The following is a 23,468-nucleotide window of genomic DNA, read 5'->3' on the forward strand; positions in this document are numbered from 1 at the left end:
CCCACCGGGCTCCGCCGCTTTCGTACGTCAGACGAGCTCTGGGAACGCTTTGGTCAGGCGGTCGAGAACGGTCCCGACGCTGAGGCCGACCGGTCGAAAGTCCTGCGTACGTTCATCCGTTGGTACATCGGCGAGTCCGGGGCGAAGCTCCCAGAGCGGCCGGACCCGCCCGCGGCACCGCACTGAAAGGGCCCCAGCAAGAAGCTGGGGCCCTTCGCCATTTCAGGCGGCGGTGGTCTTCGCTGCCAGCTCCAGCCAGGATTCGGCGGGGTAGCTGGCCTCGCACCAGCGGCAGCGCACCGGCTCACCGGGCAGGGCCAGGAGTACGGCACCGCACACGACGCCCCCGATCACGGCCGGGCAGTTACCGGCCCGCAGCGGACGCTGCTGCGGAGCCACGATCGACCGCGCCGCCGCGTGCAGGTCCCGGACTTCGCCGACGAAGTCCCCGGCTTGCGGCCAGTCCCGTCGGACGAAGTCCATCTGGGCCTGCAGCCCGTCCACGGCCCGCCGCAGCCGGCCCCGATAGTCGCCCCACGGCTGCGGCCAGAGAAGGCCCACGTCCTCGTGCAGCGCCTGCCGCCACGTCTCCAGCACCGTGACGAGGCCGCCCGGGCCTACGAGGTCGAGAGCGTCCTCCCGGACCGGCAGAGGCGCATCCGGCCCGCGTCCGCCGGAACCGACCCGGTCGGACAGCTGGGAGGACGGGCGAAGGTAGGCGCTCACCGCCTCGTAGAGGTGCGGCAGCTCGGCGAGCTGCTTGTTCGCACGGTTCGTGCAGCCTCCGCAGAGGTAGCCGCTGCTGATCTCCCGCTCACAGGACAGGCAGTTCACGATGATCTCCATGGTGCTGGGGAGGGCCGTCACGCGGCGGCGAGGTTCGAGGTGATCAGCGGGTCGAGCAGGGTCGACGCCCGGACGACATCGACGGCATCGGACACCTCTCCGGCGCTCGCCCCCGAGGCGATCCGCAGGCGCAGGTAGCGGGCCATGCCGAGCTGCCGCGGTGACGCCGCCCGGACACGCCACGACGCGTCCTTGTGGGTCAGAGCGCGCCCCTCGTTGCGGTGGGCGCCGATCTCCGCCCAGCGCATCGCGTCGGCCTGCTCGAAGTCGCGGTCGTTCGGCGGCGTCTCGACGCCCTGCGCCTGGGTCCAGCGGCGGATGCGGAACATCCCCGGCATCGGTGACGGCAGCAGGAAGTAGTAGGCAGCGCCGGCGGGGATGAACCAGATGCCGGCGGCCGTGCGCAGCCACCTGATCCGGGAGGTGTGGAACAGGTCGATGTCCTCCCACCGACCGAGTGCGAGTGCCTTGCCCAACGGCTTCGGGACGTTCGGAACGGCGGCGGCTTCGGAAAGGGACTGGTCCTCGTCCAGCTCTCCGACCTCTCGCCCGGTGAGGTCGACGATCGACGCCAACTTGTGCCGGGTCGAGCTGCCCATGACGTCGAGGACGAGAGCGTCGCGCTTACCTTCCGCGGGCCGAAGGACCCGGCCGACCATCTGCACGTACAGGCCGGGCGACTTCGTAGGCCGGGCGATCACCGCGCACGATGCCCACGGTGCGTCGAACCCCTCGGTGAGCACCATGCAGTTCGTCAGCACCTGAACGTCGCCCGCCTTGTAGCGGGCCAACGTCGAGGCCCGGTCGTCGCGGGGCATGTCACCCCAGACAGCGGCTGCTGTGATCCCGCTGGCGGTGAAGACGTCGGCCATGCGCCGCGCGGTGGCCACGGTCGGGGTGAACACCACTCCGGGCCGGTCGGCGGCGTGCGTGGTGTAGGCGTCGGCGATGAACTGGGCAGCGCCCGAATCCTCCAGGGCCTGGCCGAGCTGTCCATCCTGAAGGTCACCGGCGCGGGTCTTCACCTTGTCGAGGTCGAGGCCTTCGACGACGACGCGCTTGCCGCGGACGTCGACCAGGTACCCGCTGGCCATGAGGTCGAGGATGTCGAGCTTGAACACGATGTCCTGCCAGACGTCGGCAAGGCCGCCGTCGGATCGGGTCATGGTGGCGGTGAAGCCCGCGACGGGCAGGCCGGCCCAGGCGCCGAAGTGGTCAAGGACCTCGATGTAGGAGTCGGCGGCGGCGTGGTGGCACTCGTCGACGACGACCAGGCCGATGCCGGTGATCGCGGCTCGGCGCTTCTTCACGGCCAGGGTCTGGATGCTGGCGACGATCACGTCAACGCCCCGGTGCTCGTTTCGGCCGGCCTTGACGATGCCGACCTTCAGGTGCGGGGCGACAGCGCGGATCTTCTCGGCGGCCTGCTGGATGAGCTCCTCGCGGTGAGCGATGACCAGCGCCCGCCGGCCGGTCTGCCGGTGGACGCGGCTGATCAGGTGGGACAGGACGACGGTCTTCCCGGCGCCGGTCGGCAGGACCACGGCGAGTCGGTTGTTGCTGGTGGTCTGCCAGCCGTCGAGCAGCTTGTCGATGGTCTCGGTCTGGTAGGGGCGGAGCATCAGGGTGCCGGTCACGAGGTCGCCTTCCTGGCTCGGTGCGGGGATGTGCGGGGAGGCTGCGGGGATCTCTGCGGGGATGTGGATCCGTAGCCAAAATGGCTTTGAGCTGGTGTTTTGCGGGCTTTGCGGGTTTCTGCGGAATGTTCTTCAGGTCGAGACATGAAGAGCAGTGAGGTCGGGGGTCTGTCCCTGCCGTGCCATGCGGTCCGAGTGCACGGTGCGTTCCCTGCCCCATGAGGGTGGGGCCCGAAGTTCCCCGCAGATCCCCGCATCCCCGCATCCGCGCTGGTGGGGCGGCCTCCTCTGCGCTGCGGGATTCCCACTGACTGCGGGGTTGTGATTCCCGCAGATCCGCACAGACGGGGTGCCGGGCTCTTCACCGAGCACCAGCTGCCGCGTGCACGTCGACCCGCCAGAGGTTCTGCTTACGGTGCGAGTCGGGCACCATGGTGAGCTTGTGAGTCCCGTAGTACCTGCCCTGACGGCTTTTCAGCCAGTGACCGAGCTGCTTCGCGTTCGGTAGGTCGTCGCGCATCGTCGGCACGTACTCCTTCAGCGCGCCGAGCGCCTCCCCGGTGGTGACCGGCCGCTCGTTGAACGCATCCCGCCATGCCTCCAGGAACATCCGCCAGTCCTGGGCCTCGTCGTCGAGCGCCTTGGCATCGTCCTGGTCGGCCATCCAGCCGATCACGCCGAGGTGGTCGAGGATGCCCGCGATGAGGCTGGCCCACCCGGAGTAGTCGCCCTTGCGGACCCGGACGGTCTTCGCGCCGGCGGCCGCCCAGGAGCGCACCATCGTCACCAGCGCGGCCACCACGGTTGAGGCGTTCGCCCGGAGCCAGGGTCGGAGGTCGCCGACCTTGTACCCGTCGCGCTGGTCCGGGTCGGGGCAGTCGGGGTCGAGGCGAACCCACCAGACGCGGCGCCCGTTGTCCCCGCCGGTCCGGAGGCTGTTGCCAGTGGCGATCCACAGCCTGTCGTTCGGCATGCTGACCGTCGCAGTGACGCCGAGAACCCGGTCCCGCCAGACCTCCTCGGTCAACAAGGCCGACAGGATCGGCGACTTGATGACGTGGCCGTTCGGCAGGTTGTCGAGTGCGACGACTGGCTGGCCGGTGGTGTAGAGCTGGGCCGTGATGGCCTTGCGCAGCTCGGCGTCGTTCTCCGGCCAAGGGGTAGAGGCGGTGCCGTAGCAGTACTGGAAGATGTCTTTGAGCAGGCTCTTTCCGCTGCCGGCCGCAGTCGCCGTGATGACGAACATCGGCGTGGTGCCGTCGAAGTACGGCCGGATGATCGGCGTCAGCAACGCGCCGAGGAAGTTCGCGCGGTCGGCGGGTGTCTGCCACGGGAAGTCAGCGAGCATCTGGCCGAGGACGATGTCTTTCGCCTTGGCCAAGCTCTCCGGGGTCAGCTCGGGGGCCAGGCGGCGTACCTTCACCCGGGGGTGGAGGAACAGGCCCGTGGCCGGGTCGTAGCCCGGTCCGGTGATCAGCGTGCCGTCGCGGCGGAGCACCGGGGAGGTGATGACCCCCGTGATCTTTCGCAGCGGCCAGTCGCGCCGGCCGAGGATGGTGGAGCAGGTCCGCGGGTTGACGAGCGCGCGGACTGCCTTGGTTCCTCCGGTCTCCTTGTCGTCGGTGATCGTGTAGGTCTGGACGTGCTCGGCCAGGTAGGCGCGCAGGTTGTCGGTGCCGAGCTGCACCAGCTGCGGGTCGCCTTGGTCGTCGCTGGTTACCCAGCACGGACCAGTGGAGCGCTTGTACAGGTCCGGCAACTGGTTGGAGGCCATCACCGCGAGCAGCCCGTCGAGGCCGTCGGCCTCGTTGGTGATGTCGACCTCGGGGGGCCCGGGGCGGCCAGGGTCCTCGGGGAGTTCGGGTTCCTGCAGGGGGTCGTACTGGATAGCGAGAGCGCCGTCGATCGGCGGGGCGTCACGCTGCATGGGCAGGTGCGAGACGGGCGCGAGGCCGCGGTGCGGTGCCGCGTCGCCATAGCCCTGGCTCCGCAGGGCCCGGGCGGCGGCCTTGTGGTCGCCACCGTGCTCCAGCAGGCTGTACGCGCCGAACTTGGTGTACGGGGTCTCCGCGGTGAACTCGGTCGAGCTGGTGAACACGTACAGCCGGTCGCGGTCGGCGGCCCGGCCGGTGGTGGCGGACAGCCCCCGCTCCTTGCCGGGGCGCCGCCAGTACCGGGTGCTGCCCCGCTGGGTGACGAACGACCAGCCGTGCGGCTGGAGGATGTCCGCCCAGTCAGTGCGGGCCTCGTAGTCCTCGCCGGGGCGGAGTCGGCCGTCGGGCAGCGGCTGCGGCTCGCGGGGCGCCGATCGGGGAGTCTCGACCTTCGGCAAGGAGTCGGCCATGCGGCAGATTTCCCGGATGGCGCCCATCACGCCAGCGCTCAGCACGGGGATGGTGCCCGGACCGCCGGCCACCCGCTCGTACGGGCGGCCGGTGGCATGCACGGTGCCGCCTGACGGCTCGACCAGGCCGTAGCCACCCTCGCCGCGGGTCTCGATCTGCACCCGGATGATGCGACTGTTCGGCTTCTCGGCCAGGCGCTGGCGTTCCTCCGGCGTGTACTCGTCCTCGCGGGCCAGCCTGCTGGCGAGCTTGGTATTGCCGGGCACAGGTGCGCCGGCGACCCGTACCCGAAGGTGCAGTCCTCCGCTTGGTGACCTGGTGACCCAGCCGGTGCTGAGGGCGTCCCACTCCGGGCCGAGGCCGGAGGCCTCCATGATGTCGGTGACGGCTTCGAGCATCCCGTCCTCGACGGCGTGCCCCTCGAACTCAATCATCTCGACGCCACCGGACACGGCGCCGTAGACGACGGCGACTCCCGAGTTCCGGTCGGCACGGAACCACCGGTCGTGCTCCTCGGGCGTGGAACGGTGGATCTTGTACGGCGTCCAGGTGCTGAGGGACGGTGCCTTACTGCCGTCGGCCTTGATGGGCAGGACGCACAGGCCTGCGTCGTGGAGCTCGCGCGCGGTTTCGCGCACGCTGAACTGCTCGGTGTTGCTGGTCAACTGGGAGCTCTCTTCGGTGGAGCTGGCGAAAAGAGCGCGCGGCGGCCGGGGGCAGAACGGCGCGTTCTGCCCCCGGCAGGGGCAGGCGCGCTACTGGGCCAGGGAGTCGGCCTGCTGCTGGATGACGGTCTCGGCGAGCTTCACGACGCGCTCGGCGATGCGCGCGGCGGTGTCTCGGACGTCGTCGGCGGTGGCGTCGGCGGCCAGGGCGGCCGCCGCTCCGTCGAGGGTGGCGGTCTCCCACACCTGGGCGGCGGCCCGCTGCCGATCCCGGCGGATCAGCTCACGGGTGGGAGAGGTGCGCAAGGCCTCGGGCCACTGGCCCGCAACGTGGGCGCTCACGAGTCCTCCGCCGCGGCCCGGGCGTTGCGCAGCTGGTGCCGCAGCAGGTTGAGCTCCTGGAGGAGGTTGGACACCGACGACGCCAGGGTGGTGACCGTGGCACCCTCGCCTTCGCCGTCCTGATACTGCAGGGACTCGTGCAGAGTCGTCAGGTCGTCGGGGTCCAGGTAGGACTTGCCGGCCTCGGTGTCGGCCTGGTGGCGCAGCTCGATCTCCTCCTCGTAGATGCGCCAGAAGTAGGCGATGAAGAGGCCGTCGAGGGCGTAGGCACGCTGGACGGGGGTGAGCTGCTGCCAGGCCTGGCGGCCGTACTCGCAGATGTCGACGGAGTCGCCCTTGCGGTGGGCGGCCTGCCGGGCCTGGTTGAACGCCGCGTAGAACGCCAGGCCTTCGTGCTGGATGCCGGGCACGATGCTGTCGAAGGTCTCCCAGGGGCTGGTCACTGGCCTGCCTCCTCGACCGCGGCGGTGAGCTGAGCGCGGAGACCGTCGACCCACGCGGCGGCGGCGCGCAGGTCGGCGGCGAGCCGGCCGAGTCCAGGGGCGTCGTAGTCCTCGCAGTCCCCGGAGGAGAACCAGATCGCGGCTCGCGGCTCCGAGTCAGTCGACGAGTACGGGTACACGGTGATCCAGCCGGAGAGGAGGGTCTCCGGGGCGCTGCTGGGGCGGGTCACTTCGACGGCCGCCTCGGTGCTGGCGTGGTAGATGTCCTCGGGGTGGATGCCGGGGCCGTCCGCCCGGTGGTCCACGGTGCACCACTGCCTGCAGGCGGCGGTGACGGTGCGGCCGCCCCGCAGGGCGATGTCCGCCGTGCGGCGTCCCGGGTGGGCGGCCAGCTCGGCGTCCGCGATGGCCAGGATCTTCGCGGCGGCTTCGGCGTGGATCTCCTCGATGGGCCTGGCCGGGGGGATGCCGACGGCGGCGAGGATGATGTTGACGGTGTCGCGGTCAAAGACGCGGTGGTCGTAGTGGACGGTGTACGAGCCCGTGTCGTCCTTGGTGATGTCGATCGGGGTGAGGCCGTCGCGGAGGGCCGCGATGAGGTTGGTGGCCGACGTTGCGTCGGGGTCTGTCGTGAACCCGGCGAGGGGCTCGTGCGACGTCATTGTCGCTGTGGGAACATCGCTCATGAGGCGTGTCTCCGTCCTACTAGTTCGCGCTGGTGGAGGGGCTGCTCTCGGACGCCGTCGGGGTGGCAGCCCCGGCGGCGTCGCTCATGTCTGGGCGGATCAGCAGGACTCTGAGGAGATCCGCTGTCACGACCCGGTAGCACCGGCCGGCTCTTATGACCTGGCACGGGAACTGGTTGGCCTTCGCCAGCGCGTATCCGGTCGTCCGTCCGAGGCCCAGGGCTGCGGAAGCGGTCTCGACGTCGGTGGTGGGTGGGAGTCTGAGCAGCTGATCCCGAGTGATCCCGGGCGTCGCCTGGTCGAGCTGTGTCATCAGGTGTCAATCCTCGCTGGAGTTGATCCTGTGGGAAGTGAGTCGAGTGTCTGCCCAGGCTGAGGCGCTGTCAAGCTGTGTTGTCTTGTACGGACACAGGAACCGTGGGAGCGTTGTCTCCATGACACCTAGTGCCGCCCAGTCCGACTGGCCCGCTGCAGTTGCTGCTGTGATCTCCGACGAGGTGAAGCGGATGCGCAAGGTTCGCGGACTTAGCGCCCAGCAGCTTGCTGACCGATGTGCCGAGCTTGGCATGCCCATTCCTCGCTCTGTCATCGCAAATTTGGAGAGCAAGCGCCGTCCAACCGTCTCGGTCGCTGAGCTCATCATCCTTTCGCGCGCTTTGGAGGTGCCACCTGTTTCACTCCTCTTCCCTGTAGGGATCCGCAGGTCTGTCGAAATTCTCCCCAAGATTTCCGCTGCACCCCTCGATGCGGCTTCCTATTTCAGTGGCGGAGCAATCCCTGAAGGTGTGTCTTGGGATGAATATCTAGATCACCCGCTGTACTATTTTCGCCAACACGAAGATATTATTGGGAAGATTTTGCGAGCTATCAAACGACTAGAGATGGCCCGCGAGGCGAGGGCGGCGACTCTGCTGCGGGAGCCGTCACAGGAGGATAAGCGCGCTGCCGAGCGTGTTCGCCAGCTGGAGGCGGAGCTGGCGGATACAGCTGATTCGGGAACCACTGTGGTGCAGGCCATGCGGGACATGGAGATCTTTGGCGAACTGGCAGTACTTCGCCCGATTTACCATAAGGTTCAAGAGTGGGAGGGGCAGGTAAGTCACTCCGAGTGGGCAACCTCCTCGGCGAAAGAGAATCTTGATGGCGTCTGCGATAGTTTGATGCGGGTCCGAAGGCGGATTCAGGCGTTGGGAATCGATCTGCCCGACCTCCCAGCGGCGGTCCAGGACGCCATAAGTCAAATGGAGCCGATCGCAGTAGTGCCTGTCACATCGCTAGAGAGGCTCAAGGAAATTCAGGAGTAAACATGGCAATGGCTCGCCGCGGTGGCGGGGTTTATAAGCGATGCGAGTGCCGCGCGGAGGACGGAAAGCTCCTCGGAGCGGCCTGCGCGAATCTGTCGAGGAAGAACCATGGCTCGCCCGCGATCCGCCAGGAACTCCCGGCGGATCGGGAAGGCCGGCGTCGCACCTTCCGTCGCACAGGGTTCGACACGGTCACGAAGGCGCAGGAAGCCCTGGACAAGGTCAGGGCGATTCTCGACATGGCCAAGGGCGACGAGGACGCCGCGCAGCGTGTCGCCGCCCTCCTCGCGGACGTCGCGAAGAGCCGGACGCCCATTCCCGACACCGCCGAGGTGCAGCGTCGCCTCGGCGTCGGAATCCCCCTCGACGGCAAGACCACCGTCGGCGACTGGCTCGACACCTGGCTCGCCGGCAAGAAGACCCGCAAGACGACCACCAACGGCTACGAGTCGCACATCCGGGTGCACCTCAAGCCGCACCTCGGGCACCTGCGGCTCGACCGGCTCAACGCCGGCCACCTGGTCGAGATGTTCGACGCCATCGCGGACGAGAACGAGACCATCGCCGCGGAGAACCAGGCCAGGCGCGAGCAGGCCGCCCGCTGCCGCGCCGGCCGCCCGGGGGTCCCCACCCCGGAGGAGAGGGCCCGGATCGCGGCCGAGCGCGCGAAGCTCGCCGAGATGAAGCCGTTCCGGCGGATCACGGGCCCGGCGACCCGCCAGCGCATCCGGTCCACCCTTCGGGCCGCGCTCAACACGGCGATCGTGCGCCAGCTCATCACGCACAACCCGGCGGAGCACCTGGAGATGACCTCCGGGAAGCGACCGAAGGCCGTCCTGTGGACCGAGCAGCACGTGCAGCGGTGGCGGCTGACCGGCGAGAAGCCGTCCCCGGTCATGGTGTGGACCCTTCCGCAGCTCGGAGAGTTCCTCGACGCCGCCGAGGAGGACCGTCTCTACGCCTTCTTCCACCTCGTCGCCTTCCGCGGCCTGCGACGCGGCGAAGGCGTCGGCCACGACTGGCACAACACCGACCTCGACCGCGCCGAGCTCACCGTCGCGAAGGAGATCGTCCAGGACGGGTGGACGCCCATGGAGACCGAGCCCAAGACCGACGGCAGCGCGGCGACGATCGCCCTCGACTCCGTCACCGTCCAGGTCCTCCGCGAGCATCGCGTGCGCCAGCTCGCCGAGCGAGACCGCCAACTCGCCGCCCGGGCTGAGTTCCTCGCCGCCGGCGGAGATCCGGAGAAGGCGCCGTCCTGGATCGACACCGGGAAGGTGTTCACCCAGGAGGACGGGACCTGGCTGCACCCCCAGATGGTCACCGACGCGTTCCACCGCATCCGCAAGGCGGCCGGCCTCCCGCCCATCAACCTGCGAGACCTGCGCCACCAGGCGGCCACCGTGATCCACGCCGGCGGCGGTGACATCCACGTCATCAAGGAGACGCTGCGGCACTCGACGGTCACCCTGACGTCGGACACCTACACGACGCTGCTGCCGGAGGTCGACAAGGAGGTCGCCGAGCGGGCGGCCGGCATGGTGCCGCGGGCCCGGCGGAAGCCGATGTACAGCGAAGACCCGCAGGACCCGGACGCGGGAACGGAAGGGGCCCCGGCGGCCCCGGCGGGGTAGCATGGACACCAGCGAGGAGCTTCATTCGGAGCCCTGCCGGCCAGGCGAAAGCCCAGCTCGGCAGGGCTCTTCTGCTGGCCCGCTGCTGGCCCGAACGCTCCATAACGAGGCACCACGAGAGCTGTCCGCAGCGGACGAGAAGTCAAGCCATACCCGCTCTGACCAGCAGTGCAAGGCATAGGGCAGCACGCGCCGACACGGGCCATCACAGGCTCATTCAGACTTTTAATCCGTAGGTTCAGGGTTCGAGCCCCTGGCGGCCCACCCGTGAAGGCCCCGGTCAGACAATGTCTGACCGGGGCCTTTCGGGTTTCCGGCAGCGGGCCGCCGGGCGGGCGGGGCGGCTCGCCGCCCGGTGCGCGGGTGAGTGTGCGTCAGGGGTTCGCGGTCCAGCGCGGACGGCTGGTGGGGGTCGGGCGTTCGGCCGAAGTGCCCTGGGGGCCGGGGGAGATGGGGGTGGGGTCCTGGTCGGGGGACGGGGGTGGCGAGGCGGCTGGAATAATACGACCGGCTTGTATGCTCCGACAGGGGCTTGTGGTGCCTGCGGGGGCTCCGGGGGACGGGGTGGGAAGGGTCGCGGGGGCGTTCGTCGGTCATTACGACCTTCGTATGTGCAACCTGGGGGCGGCCCGGACCGTCCTTCTTGTATGCGGAGTGCCCGGTCGTGGGGCGTCGCGTCGGCCGGTGAAAGGTACACGGATGTCAGGTCAGTGGGGCGAGGGCCCGGCTCGTGGTGACGACGCGCCCGGCGCGCTCACGGCCGAGGGCGGCGACGGCGGGGTGCCGCAGCCGCGGGCCGGAGGCCGGGCGCAGGCGCGGCGCGCGGCGCAGGGCAAGGGGGGCCGGGCGGCCGGCGCGGCCGGTGCGGCCGGTGCCGGTGGGGCCGCGGCCGGCGGTGGCCGGGCGGCGGCCCGCAACAGCCGCAAGCCGAAGAAGAACGTGAAGAAGATCGTCGCCTGGTCGGCGGCCGGTGTGCTGGTGCTGATGGCCGGCGCGGGCGGCGCGATCTACCTCAAGCTCAACGCCAACATCAAGACCTTCGACGCGGACGCGATAGCCGGCGACCGGCCGCCGGAGGCGCAGCCCGACGCGGACGGCAACAAGCCGGTCAACGTCCTGCTGATCGGCTCGGACAGCCGCGGCAAGAACAACGCCGACCTGGGCGGCGGCGAGGACGGCGGCGCCCGCTCGGACACCACGATCCTGCTGCACGTCTACGCGGACCACAAGCACGCCGTCGGGATCTCCATCCCCCGCAACGCCATGGTGGCGATCCCGTCCTGCAAGCTCCCGGACGGCAAGTGGACCAAGGCTGCCACCAGCGACCTGTTCAACGCGGCGTTCTCGAAGGGTGAGAGCGACGACGGCAACCCCGCCTGCACCCAGAACACGGTGGAGAAGCTCACCGGCATCCGGGTGGACCACACCATCGTGGTGGACTTCCAGGGCTTCTCCGCGATGACGAAGGCCGTCAACGGGGTCGACGTCTGCCTGCCGAAGCCGATCTACGAGAACGACATCAACCCCAAGCTCCCCAAGAAGGGCGCCGTCGTCCTGCCGCAGGGCAAGCAGAAGGTCGAGGGCCAGCAGGCGCTGAACTTCGTCCGGCTGCGGTACGGCATCGGGGACGGCTCCGACATCGGCCGGATGAAGCGGCAGCAGGCCTTCCTCGGCTCGCTCGCCTCCAGCATCAAGAGCCAGGGCCTCAACCCCACCACGCTGCTCCCGCTCGCGGACGCCGCCACCAAGTCGATGACCGTGGACCCGGGCCTCGGCTCCGCCGACAAGCTGCTCTCCTTCGGCCTCTCGCTGAAGAACATCGACATGCACGAGCTCAAGTTCGTGACGCTGCCCTGGCGCTACCGCACCCAGGACAAGAACATCGACATCATCCAGCCGGACGCCAACAAGCTCTGGGACGCCCTCAAGGCCGACCGGACCATCGACGGTCAGAACGCCACCGGCCAGCAGACCGACGCGCCGGCCGCACCGACCGACGCCGGCTCGCCGAGCGCTCCGGCGGCGCCGACCACGCCGCCCGCCGCGGCCTCCGACCCGGGCAACGCCGCGGTCAAGGTGTCCGTCTACAACGGCACCACCACCACCGGGCTGGACGGCAAGGCGAGCGAGGCGCTCAAGGCGGCCAAGTTCACCGCCACCAAGGCCGGCCCGGCGGCCAGCACCAAGTACGCGACCACGATGATCGAGTACGGCTCCGGGCAGAAGGCCAACGCCGAGAAGGTCGCCGAGCTGTTCCCGGGGGCCACCGTCGAGGCGGCCAAGTCGGCCGGCATCACCGTGATCGTCGGCAAGGACTTCGCGGCGGCGAACGGCGGTGGCGCGGCCGCCCCCGGTACCGCCGCGGCCCCCGGGGTCGCGGCCGCCCCCTCGGTGCCGGCCCCGCTGCCCACCAGCGTGACCAACGACGCCCGCTCGGCGGACGAGGACATCTGCGCCGACGTCTCCTACGGCTGACCCGACCGGCGGGAGAGCGCCCGCGGCGGCCCCCGTCCGCCGCCCGCGTCCGGGTGGCCCGCCGGGTCGCCGTCCGGTGGCGGGATCGCGGTGGCCCGGTGAAGGTGGGCGGTGTACCGCCCGCCGGTCGCGCCGCCGCCCGGGCCTCCGCCCGCGTCGCGGCCCGGGGCCCGGGCCCCGGGCACCCCGGCCGGTCGTGGCGGAGGACGAGGAACCCGTACTCCCGGAGGCCCAGCAATGCCCGAAGTGACCGCTCCGTACGCGCCCGGCACCCCGTGCTGGATCGACCTGATGGCGAGCGACCAGCAGGCCGCCCTCGACTTCTACCGCGACCTGTTCGGCTGGCAGGGGGAGGTCGGCCCGCCCGAGTTCGGCGGCTACGCCGTGTGCGCGCTGAACGGGAAGCCGGTGGCCGGGATCATGGCGCAGATGGCGCCCGAGGGCCAGCCCCTCCCGCCCGTCGGCTGGACCACCTACCTGGCCTCGGACGACGCCGACGCCGCCGCCCGGTCCGTCGCCGAGAGCGGCGGCACGATCCTGTACCCGGTGATGGACGTCGGCACCGTCGGCCGGATGCTGGTCGCGGCGGACCCGACCGGCGGGGTGTTCGGCGTCTGGCAGAAGGTCGACTTCATCGGCGCGGGCGTCGTGAACGAGCCCGGCGCGCTGGTCTGGAACGAGCTCAACACCACCGACACCGACGCGGCCGGAGCGTTCTACCAGCGGGCGCTGGGCCTGAGCCCGGCCGCCCTGGAGAGCCTGGAGGGGTACTACTCGCTGAGTGTCGGCGACCGCTCGGTGGGCGGCATGCAGCGGCTCCCGGACTACCTGCCGCCCGGCACGCCCCCGCACTGGCTGACCTACTTCTCGGTGGACGACACCGACTCCACCGTGGACGCCCTGGTCCGGGGCGGCGGTTCGGTGCTCCAGCCGCCGTTCGACATGGCGGCCGGGCGGATGGCCGTCGTCCAGGACCCGCAGGGCGCCGTCTTCGCGGTGATCGCCTCGCCCACCGCGCCGTAGCCAGTCACGCCATAGCCCGTCACGTCATAGCCAGTCACGTCACGGCGTAGCCCACCGCGCCGTAATCGCGCCGTAGCGCCCCGTAGCCGCTGCGCCCCCGGAAGCCTCCCGTTCCCGCGACGCGCCGCCGGGAATGGGAGGCTTCCCCGGTTTCGCGGGTAAGACTGCACCCATGCTGGGGCTTCCGGACGACATCCGCGCTTTCCTCTTCGACCTCGACGGGGTGCTCACTCAGACCGCCAAGGTGCACGCGGCGGCCTGGAAGGACACCTTCGACGCCTTCCTGCGCGCCGAAGCGGCCCGCACCGGTGGGCAGTTCGTCCCCTTCGACGCCGTGACCGACTACGACACCCACGTCGACGGCCGCCCGAGACTCGACGGCACCAGGGCGTTCCTGCACAGCCGGGGCATCGACCTCCCCGAGGGCACCGACGCCGACCCGCCCGGTGCCCGCACCGTGCACGGCGTCAGCCTGGCCAAGAACGAGACCGTGCTGCGGATGATCCGCGAGCAGGGCGTCCAGCCGTACGACGGTTCGGTCGCCTACGTGCGGCGGCTGCGCGGGCTCGGGCTGCCCGCCGCGGTGGTCTCCTCCAGCGCCAACTGCCGGGACGTGTTGCGCGCCGCCGGCATCGAGGAGCTGTTCGAGGTGGTCGTGGACGGCGTGGTGGCGAAGCGGGACGGCCTGCCGGGCAAGCCCGCGCCGGACACCTACCTGGCCGCCGCCCGGGCCCTGGGCGTCGAGCCCGCGCACGCCGCGGTCTTCGAGGACGCGCTCGCCGGGGTCGCCTCCGGCCGGGCCGGCGGCTTCGGCACGGTGGTGGGCGTGGACCGCACCGGCCAGGCCGACGAACTGCGCCGCCACGGCGCCACCGTGGTCGTCGCCGACCTCGCCGAGCTGCTCGAAGGAGGTGCGGCATGACCGGGCTGGACAACTTCGCCGTCGATCCCTGGCAGATCACCGAACAGGGCCTCGACCTGGGTGCGATGGCCCGCGCCGAGTCCGTCTTCGCGCTCTCCAACGGCCACATCGGCCTGCGCGCCAACCTGGACGAGGGCGAGCCGCACGGCCTCCCCGGCACCTATCTGAACGGCGTCTTCGAGCTGCGGCCGCTGCCGTACGGCGAGGGCGGCTACGGCTACCCGGAGTCCAGCCAGAGCGTCATCAACGTGACCAACGGCAAGATCATCCGGCTGCTGGTGGACGACGAGCCCTTCGACCTGCGCTACGGCGAACTGCTCAGCCACCGGCGCTGGTTGGACTTCCGGACCGGGCTGCTGCGGCGCGAGGCGGAGTGGACCTCCCCGGCCGGTCGGACCATCAAGGTGCACTCGACCCGGCTGGTCTCCCTCACCCAGCGGGCGATCGCCGCCGTGGAGTACACCGTGGAGGCGGTGGACGGTCCGGTCCGGATCGTCCTGCAGTCGGAGCTGGTCGCCAACGAGCAGCTGCCCGGCGGCGCCGAGAGCGACCCGCGGGCCTCCGCCGTGCTGGAGGCGCCGCTGCTCGCCGAGGCGCACCACGCGGGCGGCACCAAGGCCGTCCTGGTGCACCGGACCCGCTACAGCGGCATCCGGGTCGCGGCCGGGATGGACCACATCATCGACGGCCCGGACCGGCTGGACACCGTCGCCGAGGCCGAGGCGGACAACTGCCGGATCAGCGTCACCACCCTGCTCGAACCGGGCGAGAAGCTGCGGCTGGTGAAGTTCATGTCCTACGGCTGGTCCGCGACCCGCTCGCTGCCCGCCGTGCGGGACCAGGTGGAGGCCGCGCTGACCGCCGCCCGGTACACCGGTTGGGACGGCCTGGTGACCGAACAGGCCGGGTTCCTGGAGGAGTTCTGGGAGACCAGCGACATCGAGGTCGAGGGCGACGTCGAGCTCCAGCAGGCCGTCCGGTTCGCCGTCTTCCACGTCCTCCAGGCGGGCGCCCGCAGCGAGGAACGGGCCATCCCCGCCAAGGGGCTGACCGGCCCGGGCTACGACGGGCACAGCTTCTGGGACACCGAGACCTTCGTCCTGCCGGTGCTCACCTACTGCCTGCCGAGCGCCGTCAACCAGGCGCTGCGCTGGCGGCACACCACGCTGCCGCTGGCCCGCGAGCGCGCGGTCCAACTCGGCCTCGCCGGAGCGGTGTTCCCCTGGCGGACGATCCGCGGCGAGGAGTGCTCCGGCTACTGGCCGGCCGGTACGGCGGCGTTCCACATCGGCGCGGACATCGCGGCCGCCGTCGCCCGCTACGTGCGGGCCACCGGGGACGTCGAGTTCGAGCGCGAGTACGGGCTGGAGCTGCTGGTCGAGACGGCCCGGATGTGGCGCTCGCTCGGCCACCACGACGCGGCCGGCAACTTCCGCATCGAGGGCGTCACCGGTCCGGACGAGTACAGCGCCGTCGCCGACAACAACGTGTTCACCAACCTGATGGCGCAGAGCAACCTGCGCGCCGCCGCCGAGGCCGCCGCCCGGCACCCGCACGAGGCGGCCGCGCTCGGGGTGGACACCGAGGAGACCGCCGCCTGGCGGGACGCCGCCGCCGCGATGTTCGTCCCGTACGACGAGAACCTCGGCGTCCACCCGCAGGCCGACGGCTTCACCGACCACCAGGTCTGGGACTTCGAGCACACCCCGGCGCAGAACTACCCGCTGCTGCTGCACTATCCGTACTTCGACCTGTACCGCAAGCAGGTGGTGAAGCAGGCCGACCTGGTGCTCGCCATGCAGGTGCGCGGGGACGCGTTCACCGACGAGCAGAAGGCCCGCAACTTCGCCTACTACGAGCGGCTGACCGTCCGCGACTCCTCGCTGTCCGCCTGCACCCAGGCGGTGATCGCGGCCGAGGTCGGACAGTTGGACCTCGCGTTCGACTACACCGCCGAAGCCGCCCTGATGGACCTGCACGACCTCGGCGGCAACACCGGCGACGGTCTGCACATGGCCTCGCTGGCCGGGGCCTGCATCGCCCTGGTGGCCGGGTTCGGCGGGTTGCGGGACCACGGCGAGGCACTCTCCTTCCGGCCCCGGCTGCCACCCGGGCTGATGCGGCTGAGCTTCTCGCTGATGGTGCGGGGCCAGCTGCTCGGGGTGCGGATCACCCACGCGGGCACGACGTACACGCTGCGCCGCGGCGAGGTGATCCACCTGCGCCACGACGGCGAGGGGGTGCAGGTGAAGGTCGGGTCGCCGGTCACCCTGCCGACCACCGTGCCGCCCGCCCAGGAGCGGTGCAGCCAGCCGCCGGGCCGCGAGCCGGCCCGGCGCCAGCCGCAGGCCGGGGTGATCGGCGGCACCCTCGGCCCCGGGCCGGAGCACCTCGCGGCCGAGTGACGCCCGGCCCCGCCCGTCACCCCTTCGGCCCCGGCCGGGGTGCGGCGCGGGGCGCTCCGCCGGAGGGTGCAGGTGTCCCGTGGCAACCGGCGGCCGGTGAAGGAGCGCCCCGTGGTGAGTGTGGCCGAGCAGATGGTCGAGGTGCTCCGGCAGGCCGGGGTGGAGCGGGTCTACGGCGTGGTGGGGGACAGCCTCAACCCGGTGGTGGACGCCATCCGCCGGGCCGAGGGGATCAGCTGGGTGCACGTCCGCAACGAGGAGGCCGGCGCCTTCGCGGCGGCCGCCGAGGCCGAGCTGAGCGGGCGGCTGGCCGTCTGCGCGGGCTCCTGCGGGCCCGGCAACACCCATCTGATCCAGGGCCTGTACGACGCCCAGCGCAGCGGCCTGCCGGTGCTGGCGCTGGCCTCGCACATCCCGTCCGGGCAGATCGGCACCGGCTTCTTCCAGGAGACCCACCCCGAGCGGGTGTTCACCGACTGCAGCAGCTGGTGCGAGACGGTGTCCACGCCCGCGCAGCTGCCCCGGCTGCTGCGGATCGCGATCCAGCACGCGCTGGGCGCGCACGGCGTCTCCGTCCTGGCCTTCCCCGGCGACATCGCCGCGCTGCCGGCCGCCGGGCCGACCGGCAGCAGCCACTTCCTCACCGAGCAGGCGGTCGCGGCGCCGCCCTGGGACCAGGTCCGGGCGCTCGCCCGCGCCCTCAACGGGGCCCGCAAGGTCACCCTGTTCTGCGGCGCGGGCGTCCGCGGGGCGCACGCCGAGGTGATGGCGGTCGCGCAGGCCCTGAACGCGCCGGTCGGGCACTCCCTGCGCGGCAAGGAATGGATCCAGTTCGACAATCCGTTCGACGTCGGCATGAGCGGCCTGCTCGGCTACGGCGCCTGCCACGAGGCGCTGCACTCCGCCGACCTGGTCGTGCTGCTCGGCACCGACTTCCCCTACGACTCCTTCCTCCCGCAGGCCCGCACCGTCCAGGTGGACCACGACGCCACCCGGCTCGGCCGCCGCACCCCGCTGGAGCTGGCCGTCCACGGCGACGTCTCGGCCACCCTGCGCGCGGTCCTGCCGCTGCTGGAGCCCAGGGACGACCGCGCCTTCCTGGACGAGTTGCTGGACAAGCACTGCCGCTCGCTGGAGGACGTCGTCGGCGCCTACACCCGGGACATCGAGAAGCACCTGCCGATCCACCCCGAGTACGTCGCCTCGGTGCTGGACGAAGTCGCCGCCGACGACGCGGTGTTCACCGTGGACACCGGGATGAACAACGTCTGGGCCGCCCGCTACCTCCAGCCCAACGGCCGCCGCCGGGTGATCGGCTCCTTCCTGCACGGCTCGATGGCCAACGCGCTGCCGCACGCGATCGGCGCCCAGCTGGCCTGCCCCGGCCGGCAGGTCGTCTCGATGTCCGGGGACGGCGGGCTCTCGATGCTGCTCGGCGAACTGCTCACGGTGGTGCGCCACCGGCTGCCGGTGAAGACGGTGGTCTTCAACAACGGCGCGCTCGGCATGATCAAGCTGGAGATGCTGGTCTCCGGCTACCCCGAGGCGGAGATCGACAACGGGGACGTGGACTACGCGGGGATCGCCCGGGCGATGGGCATCCCGGCCAAGCGCGTGACCGACCCGGCGCGGGTGCGGGAGGTGCTCACGGAGGCGCTGGAGCGGCCCGGTCCGGCGCTGGTGGACGTGGTCACCGACCCCAACGCGCTCTCCATCCCGCCGCGCATCACGGCCGCCCAGCTGAAGGGCTTCGCGCTGGCCGCCGGGCGGACGGTGCTCTCCGGCGGGGTCGGCCGCATGATCGACCTGGCCCGGAGCAACCTGCGGAACATCCCCCGCCCGTAGGGCCGGTCCAGCCCCGTCGAGGGGGACGCGCGGTGGTTTGCCTCTGAGGCAAGTTTCTTGCCCGTACGGCAGGCGGGGTGTCCACTGGTCACATGACCACCAGCCCAGCCGGCCCCTCCACCCCCGGCGACCGGACCGACGACCTGGAGGTCGCCGGCCTCGCCGCGAGGCTGCGCGAGCACCGGCTCGGCAGCCGCCTCACCCTGGAGGTCGCCGCCTCCCGGGTCGGACTCTCCCCAGCTTATCTGTCCCGGCTGGAGACCGGCCGGCGCCAGCCCTCACTGCCCGTCCTGCTCGGACTCGCCCGCGCCTACGGCACCTCCGTCTCCGGCCTCCTCGGCGAGGCCCCGGCCGAGGCGGACCCGGTGGTGCGCGGCGGCGCGATCGACCCCGGTCGCGCGGGCGGCTGGGGCTACCGCCGGGCCGGCGCGCCCGGGCGGGCGATGCAGGCGCTGCGGGTGCACGTCCCCCCGGGCGTGCAGGACGCGGTGGTCCGGGTCCACCCCGGTGAGGAGTGGCTGTACGTCCTGCAGGGCCGGCTGCGGCTGACCCTCGGCGACCGCACCCACCTGCTCGACGAGGGCGACTCCGCGCACTTCGACTCGCTCACCCCGCACTGCATCGCCGCCGACTCGGCGGACGGGGTGGAGCTGCTCTTCGTGCACACCCTGCTGCAGAGCCCCGGCGGCGAACTCTGCCTCGGCGGCGGCCCCGCAGCCCCGCACTGACCCACCGTCGGACCTCCTGGAGGAGATCTCCCATGGCTGATCCCACCACCGTCACCACCGCCACCACCGCCACCACCGTTACCGCCGACGCCGCCGCGGCTCCCGTCGCGGCCGCCGCCGACGCGCCGAAGACCGTCGACGCCGGCAAGTGGGCCAACCGCCGGGTCGGCATCCGGGTGCTGATCTACATGGTCGCCACGCACGCCTTCGCCGGCTTCATCATGCTGCTCTTCGAGCTGGGCAACCGGAACAAGTAGCCGGTGGGGTAAAGCTGTTCAACGAACCGGACCGGCCCGGTCAGGCCGTCCGCAGCAGCTCGCAGAGCGCGTCCAGGGCGGCCGGGAAGAGCCGGTCGGGCGGCGTGGCGTAGCCGACCACCAGGGCCGGCGAGGCGTCCGGGGCGAGCGCCGGGTCGGCCAGGTGCCAGGAGAGGCCGGTGACGGCCAGGTCGAGCGCCCCGGCGCGGGCCAGCAGTTCGGCCTCCGTCGGCGCCCCGGGCGGCAGTTGCAGCACGGCGTGGAGCCCGGCGGCGATGCCCGTCACCCGGACGTGCGGGGCGCGTTCGGCCAGTGCCGCCACGAGCGCGTCGCGGCGCCGCCGGTAGTGCAGCCGGCAGCGGCGCACGTGCCGGTCGTAGGTGCCGGAGGTGATCAGCTCGGCGAGGGTCAGCTGGTCCAGCACGGGGGACATGGTGTCCGCCAGCTGCTTCCGCCGGGCCACCGGCTCGACCAGGGCGTCCGGCAGGGCGAGCCAGGCCAGCCGCAGGCCGGGTGCCAGGCTCTTGGCCGCGGTGCCCGCGTACACCACCCGTTCCGGGTCGAGCGCCTGCATCGCCCCGAGCGGCTGCCGGTCGTAGCGGAACTCGCCGTCGTAGTCGTCCTCGATCACGTACCCGTCCTGCTCGCGGGCCCAGCCGACGGCCGCCGACCGGCGTTCGGCGGCCAGCGCGGCGCCGGTCGGGTACTGGTGGGCGGGGGTGAGCAGGACGGCCGCGTCCCGCCGGGCGCCGAGCAGGTCCGTCCGGGCCCCCGCGCAGTCCACCGGCAGCGGCGCCGGGGTCAGCCCCGCGGCCCGGACCATCTCGCGCTGCGGGGGCAGCCCGTACCCCTCGACCGCCAGGGTGCGGGTCCCGCGCGTCCGGGCCGGACCGCGCTCGCGCAGGGCGGCGCAGAGGAGGCCGATGCCCTGGGTGAAGCCGGAGCAGATCAGCAGGTGGTCCGGGTCGGTCCGGACGCCGCGCACCCGGGCGAGGTAGTCGGTGAGCGCCTGCCGCAGCTCGATCCGCCCGAGCGGGCTGCCGTAGCCGAAGGCCTCGTGCGGCGCGGTGGCGAGCGCCCGCCGCGCGGCGGTCAGCCAGGCGGTGCGCGGGAAGAGCGAGACGTCCGGCCGCCCGGGCGTCAGGTCGTGGCGGGCGGTCCGGCGCTCGGGCGGCGCCTCGGCCGGGCGACGGCCGGACCGCGGGGCGGTCCGCCCGGCCACCGTGGTGCCCGAGCCCTGCCGCGAGGCGAGCCACCCCTCGGCGGTCAGCTGCCCGTACGCCTCGACCACGGTGTTGCGGGCGATCCCGAGGTCCTCGCCGAGCGCCCGGGAGGAGGGCAGGCGCGTCCCCGGGGCCAGCCGGCCGTCCTGCACGGCCTCCCGCAGCGCGTCCTCCAGGGCCGCCCGCAGGCCGACTCCGGCGGCCCGCCGGCCACTGAGGTCGAGGTGCAGGTCGCCGCCGAACGCGGTCCAGGAGGTGGTGCTCATGGGGAGGGCCGATCCGTGCGGGGCGCTGTGCCGTCCGGGTTGTGTCCGTAGGGGATTATCGCGTGGCCGCGGGCGGCCGGGCGGCGGCCCCGGCCCCCGCGCCGCCGGTCGGTGCCGGTGCGCGGGCCCGCACCGCGGTCAGCCCCAGGTCGCGCCGGCGGGCTCCTGGATGGTGGCGTTCAGCCGGTTGAAGAGGTTGGTCAGGCCGATCATCAGAATGATCGCGGAGAGCTGCTCCTCGTTGAAGTGGTCGGCGGCCTCGTCCCAGACCGCGTCCGGCACGGCCGGGCCGGAACGGTCGGCCAGCCGGGTGGCCGCCTCGGTCAGGGCGAGGGCCGCGCGCTCCTCCCCGGTGAAGAAGGGGGCCTCGCGCCAGGCGGCGACGGCGTGCAGGCGCTCGTCGGTCTCACCGGCCTTCCTCGCGTTGGTCACGCCGGCGAAGACGCACGCGGAGCAGCCGTTGATCTGGCTGGCCCGCAGGTGCACCAGCTCCAGGATCTGGGGCGGGATGCCGCCCTGGTACATGGCCTTGTAGATGTTCTGGATGCCCTTCATCGCGTCGGGCAGGACCATCGCGGGGTTCTTCATCCGAGCGGTCACGGCGTTTCCTCCGTCGCGTCAGGAGCCCGAGTGCCTTGCGCGCCGGGCCGGTTATCGTCCTTCACTGCACCGACGGATCGCGGAACGGGGATGTGACAGGTGAGCGGGAACGAATGTCTGGCCGGGCAGTTCGAGGAGCACCGGCTCCAACTGAGGGCGGTCGCCTACCGGATGCTGGGCTCGCTCAGCGAGGCCGAGGACGCCGTCCAGGAGACGTGGTTGAAGCTGGACCGCTCGGACGTCAGCGCCGTGCAGAACCTCGGCGCCTGGCTGACCACCGTGGTCGGCCGGGTCTGCCTGGACCTGCTGCGCTCGCGCACCGCGCGGCGTGAGGACCCGCTGGACGGGCCGGACGGGCAGGAGGGCGCGGTCCGGCTGCCCGATCCGGTGGTCGGCGCCTTCGGCGTCGTCGACCCGGAGCAGGAGCTCCTGATGGCCGACTCGGTCGGGATCGCGCTGATGATCGTGCTGGACACGCTCGCCCCGGCGGAGCGGCTCGCCTTCGTCCTGCACGACCTGTTCGCCGTCCCGTTCGACGAGATCGCGCCGATCCTCGGCCGCACCTCCGCCTCCACCCGCCAACTGGCCAGCCGGGCCCGCCGCCGCGTCCAGGGCGCCGCGCCCGCCCAGGACGGCGACCTGAACCGCCGCCGCGAGGTGGTGGACGCCTTCCTCAGCGCCGCGCGCGGCGGCGACTTCGACGCCCTCCTCGCGCTGCTCGACCCCGGGATCGTGGCCCGCTCGGACGGCGGCGCCCTGCGGCCGAGCACGCTGCGCCGCGGCGCGGCCGAGGTCGCCTCGCAGGCGATCACCTTCGCCCGCTTCGCCGAGAACGCCCGCCCGGTGCTCGTCAACGGCGCGCCCGGGGTGCTGTCCTTCGCGGACGGCAAGCCGCTGTCGCTCATGGCGTTCACCATCCGGGACGGCCGGGTCACCGCGCTCGACATCCTCACCGATCCGGAGCGGCTGGCCCGGATCGACCTGGGGCCGATCCTCGGCGGCTGAGCGGCTGAGCGGCTGAGCGGGGCGGCGGGCGCACCTACGCGCCCGCCGCCCCGACCGGAACGTCCACCGGCCACCGAAGGGGTGCGTTCCCCTTCGTCCCGGGAAGCGGCTCACTGGGGCGACCGGTGGGACCGAATCGATGGAGTAGCCGGGAGAGGAAGCGAGATAGGCCGGAAGTAACTGGCAGTAAAGGCTGGACAAGGTGACTGGCGGTCTGTCAGGATCAGGGCTGTCGCCAGGGAACAGGGCCGGCGGCCACACCAGGGGAGGACCACATGTCGCAGGACGACCAGCCGCAGTTCGTCTCGGTACCGGTGCCGAGTCAGTACGTCACACAGGTGTACGCCTACCTGGCCGGGCTGACCGGCGCCACGGCGAGTGCCCCGACGGCCGCCGGGGCGGGCGGCGCTCCTCCGGCGCCCCCGGCCGCGCCGGAGGAGGGGGCGGCCGGGGAGCCCGGCAAGCTCCCGGTCGTCGAGTGGACCGTCGAGGACTTCCGCCGGCTGATGATCGAGCCGCTGGGATCGGTGCAGGTGGTGGCCCGGGTGCTGGACGTGCTGGCCACCCAGCCCGACGCGCGGGTGAGCTACACCGAACTGGCCACCCGGCTGGGCCTGGAGAAGAAGAGCCTGCAGGGCAACCTCGCCGCCTTCACCCGGGCGGTGCACCGGCACTACCACCGCCGCAACTGGCCGATGACCTGGGTGGAGGCGCTCACCAGCGAGCCGGGGCTCAAGTCGGAGTTCTTCTACACCGTCAACGCGACCCTCGCGAGGCGCTGGCTGGAGGCCCGGGCGCAGGGCTGAACGACTCG

At 71.8% G+C, this 23,468-nt stretch carries 20 protein-coding genes; 11 read left to right on the plus strand and 9 right to left on the minus strand.

The window, feature by feature from the left end; genetic code table 11:
- Window positions 1–222: 222 nt before the first annotated feature.
- The 7 genes from ABZ497_RS16400 to ABZ497_RS16430 form a co-directional block, all read right to left on the minus strand.
- Window positions 223–867 (minus strand): hypothetical protein, encoded by a 645-nt coding sequence (locus ABZ497_RS16400; protein WP_359805678.1) that lies wholly within the window; start codon window positions 865–867, stop codon window positions 223–225.
- A complete protein-coding gene (locus ABZ497_RS16405; RefSeq protein WP_359805681.1) occupies window positions 864–2,483 on the minus strand; it encodes a DEAD/DEAH box helicase in 1,620 nt (539 codons plus the stop codon). The genes ABZ497_RS16400 and ABZ497_RS16405 overlap by 4 nt, the downstream gene beginning before the upstream one ends.
- Window positions 2,484–2,844: 361 nt before the next feature.
- Window positions 2,845–5,493, minus strand: a complete 2,649-nt coding sequence (locus tag ABZ497_RS16410; RefSeq protein ID WP_359805684.1) for a bifunctional DNA primase/polymerase — start codon at window positions 5,491–5,493, stop codon at window positions 2,845–2,847.
- 90 nt (window positions 5,494–5,583) lie between these two features.
- The gene (locus ABZ497_RS16415) at window positions 5,584–5,835 is read right to left on the minus strand and encodes a hypothetical protein (RefSeq protein ID WP_359805686.1); all 252 of its coding nucleotides are present in this window, start codon (window positions 5,833–5,835) and stop codon (window positions 5,584–5,586) included.
- Window positions 5,832–6,278 (minus strand): hypothetical protein, encoded by a 447-nt coding sequence (locus tag ABZ497_RS16420; protein ID WP_359805688.1) that lies wholly within the window; start codon window positions 6,276–6,278, stop codon window positions 5,832–5,834. Before ABZ497_RS16420 ends, ABZ497_RS16415 begins: the two co-directional genes overlap by 4 nt.
- The gene (locus ABZ497_RS16425; protein ID WP_359805690.1) at window positions 6,275–6,940 is read right to left on the minus strand and encodes a hypothetical protein; all 666 of its coding nucleotides are present in this window, start codon (window positions 6,938–6,940) and stop codon (window positions 6,275–6,277) included. Before ABZ497_RS16425 ends, ABZ497_RS16420 begins: the two co-directional genes overlap by 4 nt.
- Window positions 6,941–6,983: 43 nt before the next feature.
- Window positions 6,984–7,277 carry a DNA-binding protein gene (locus ABZ497_RS16430; RefSeq protein WP_359805692.1) on the minus strand — a complete coding sequence of 98 codons (294 nt, stop codon included), beginning with the start codon at window positions 7,275–7,277 and terminating at the stop codon, window positions 6,984–6,986.
- Window positions 7,278–7,446: 169 nt separating this feature from the next.
- On the opposite strand from ABZ497_RS16430, the gene ABZ497_RS16435 reads away from it, so the two are divergent.
- The 9 genes from ABZ497_RS16435 (at window position 7,447) to ABZ497_RS16475 (ending at window position 19,560) form a co-directional block, all read left to right on the plus strand.
- Window positions 7,447–8,268, plus strand: a complete 822-nt coding sequence (locus ABZ497_RS16435) for a helix-turn-helix transcriptional regulator (protein WP_359805695.1) — start codon at window positions 7,447–7,449, stop codon at window positions 8,266–8,268.
- 2 nt (window positions 8,269–8,270) lie between these two features.
- A complete protein-coding gene (locus ABZ497_RS16440) occupies window positions 8,271–9,905 on the plus strand; it encodes a tyrosine-type recombinase/integrase (protein WP_359805697.1) in 1,635 nt (544 codons plus the stop codon).
- A gap of 699 nt (window positions 9,906–10,604) precedes the next feature.
- A complete protein-coding gene (locus tag ABZ497_RS16445; RefSeq protein WP_359805699.1) occupies window positions 10,605–12,380 on the plus strand; it encodes an LCP family protein in 1,776 nt (591 codons plus the stop codon).
- A 237-nt stretch (window positions 12,381–12,617) separates the two neighbouring features.
- Window positions 12,618–13,403: a VOC family protein gene (locus ABZ497_RS16450; RefSeq protein ID WP_359805700.1), complete on the plus strand. Its 786-nt coding sequence runs from the start codon at window positions 12,618–12,620 to the stop codon at window positions 13,401–13,403.
- Between the two features lie 172 nt (window positions 13,404–13,575).
- The gene (locus ABZ497_RS16455; RefSeq protein WP_329489038.1) at window positions 13,576–14,325 is read left to right on the plus strand and encodes a beta-phosphoglucomutase family hydrolase; all 750 of its coding nucleotides are present in this window, start codon (window positions 13,576–13,578) and stop codon (window positions 14,323–14,325) included.
- Window positions 14,322–16,730, plus strand: a complete 2,409-nt coding sequence (locus tag ABZ497_RS16460; RefSeq protein ID WP_359805703.1) for a glycosyl hydrolase family 65 protein — start codon at window positions 14,322–14,324, stop codon at window positions 16,728–16,730. Before ABZ497_RS16455 ends, ABZ497_RS16460 begins: the two co-directional genes overlap by 4 nt.
- A 111-nt stretch (window positions 16,731–16,841) precedes the next feature.
- A complete protein-coding gene (locus ABZ497_RS16465) occupies window positions 16,842–18,575 on the plus strand; it encodes a pyruvate dehydrogenase (RefSeq protein WP_329489040.1) in 1,734 nt (577 codons plus the stop codon).
- A gap of 92 nt (window positions 18,576–18,667) precedes the next feature.
- A complete protein-coding gene (locus ABZ497_RS16470) occupies window positions 18,668–19,303 on the plus strand; it encodes an XRE family transcriptional regulator (protein WP_359805705.1) in 636 nt (211 codons plus the stop codon).
- A 32-nt stretch (window positions 19,304–19,335) separates the two neighbouring features.
- The gene (locus tag ABZ497_RS16475) at window positions 19,336–19,560 is read left to right on the plus strand and encodes a DUF6126 family protein (protein WP_359805706.1); all 225 of its coding nucleotides are present in this window, start codon (window positions 19,336–19,338) and stop codon (window positions 19,558–19,560) included.
- Between the two features lie 40 nt (window positions 19,561–19,600).
- Here the strand turns inward: ABZ497_RS16475 and ABZ497_RS16480 are convergent, their stop codons facing one another.
- Window positions 19,601–21,049, minus strand: coding sequence for a PLP-dependent aminotransferase family protein (locus ABZ497_RS16480; protein ID WP_359805708.1), 1,449 nt, complete (start codon window positions 21,047–21,049; stop codon window positions 19,601–19,603).
- A 138-nt stretch (window positions 21,050–21,187) separates the two neighbouring features.
- A complete protein-coding gene (locus ABZ497_RS16485; RefSeq protein WP_359805711.1) occupies window positions 21,188–21,649 on the minus strand; it encodes a carboxymuconolactone decarboxylase family protein in 462 nt (153 codons plus the stop codon).
- Window positions 21,650–21,748: 99 nt separating this feature from the next.
- Here ABZ497_RS16485 and ABZ497_RS16490 point away from each other — a divergent pair, with 99 nt between their 5' ends.
- Window positions 21,749–22,654 (plus strand): sigma-70 family RNA polymerase sigma factor, encoded by a 906-nt coding sequence (locus ABZ497_RS16490; RefSeq protein WP_329489044.1) that lies wholly within the window; start codon window positions 21,749–21,751, stop codon window positions 22,652–22,654.
- A gap of 275 nt (window positions 22,655–22,929) precedes the next feature.
- Window positions 22,930–23,460, plus strand: a complete 531-nt coding sequence (locus ABZ497_RS16495) for a hypothetical protein (RefSeq protein WP_352291178.1) — start codon at window positions 22,930–22,932, stop codon at window positions 23,458–23,460.
- Window positions 23,461–23,468 lie beyond the last annotated feature (8 nt).

This window comes from Kitasatospora sp. NPDC005751 (assembly GCF_040630835.1).
In the GTDB taxonomy this organism is placed as follows: domain Bacteria; phylum Actinomycetota; class Actinomycetes; order Streptomycetales; family Streptomycetaceae; genus Kitasatospora.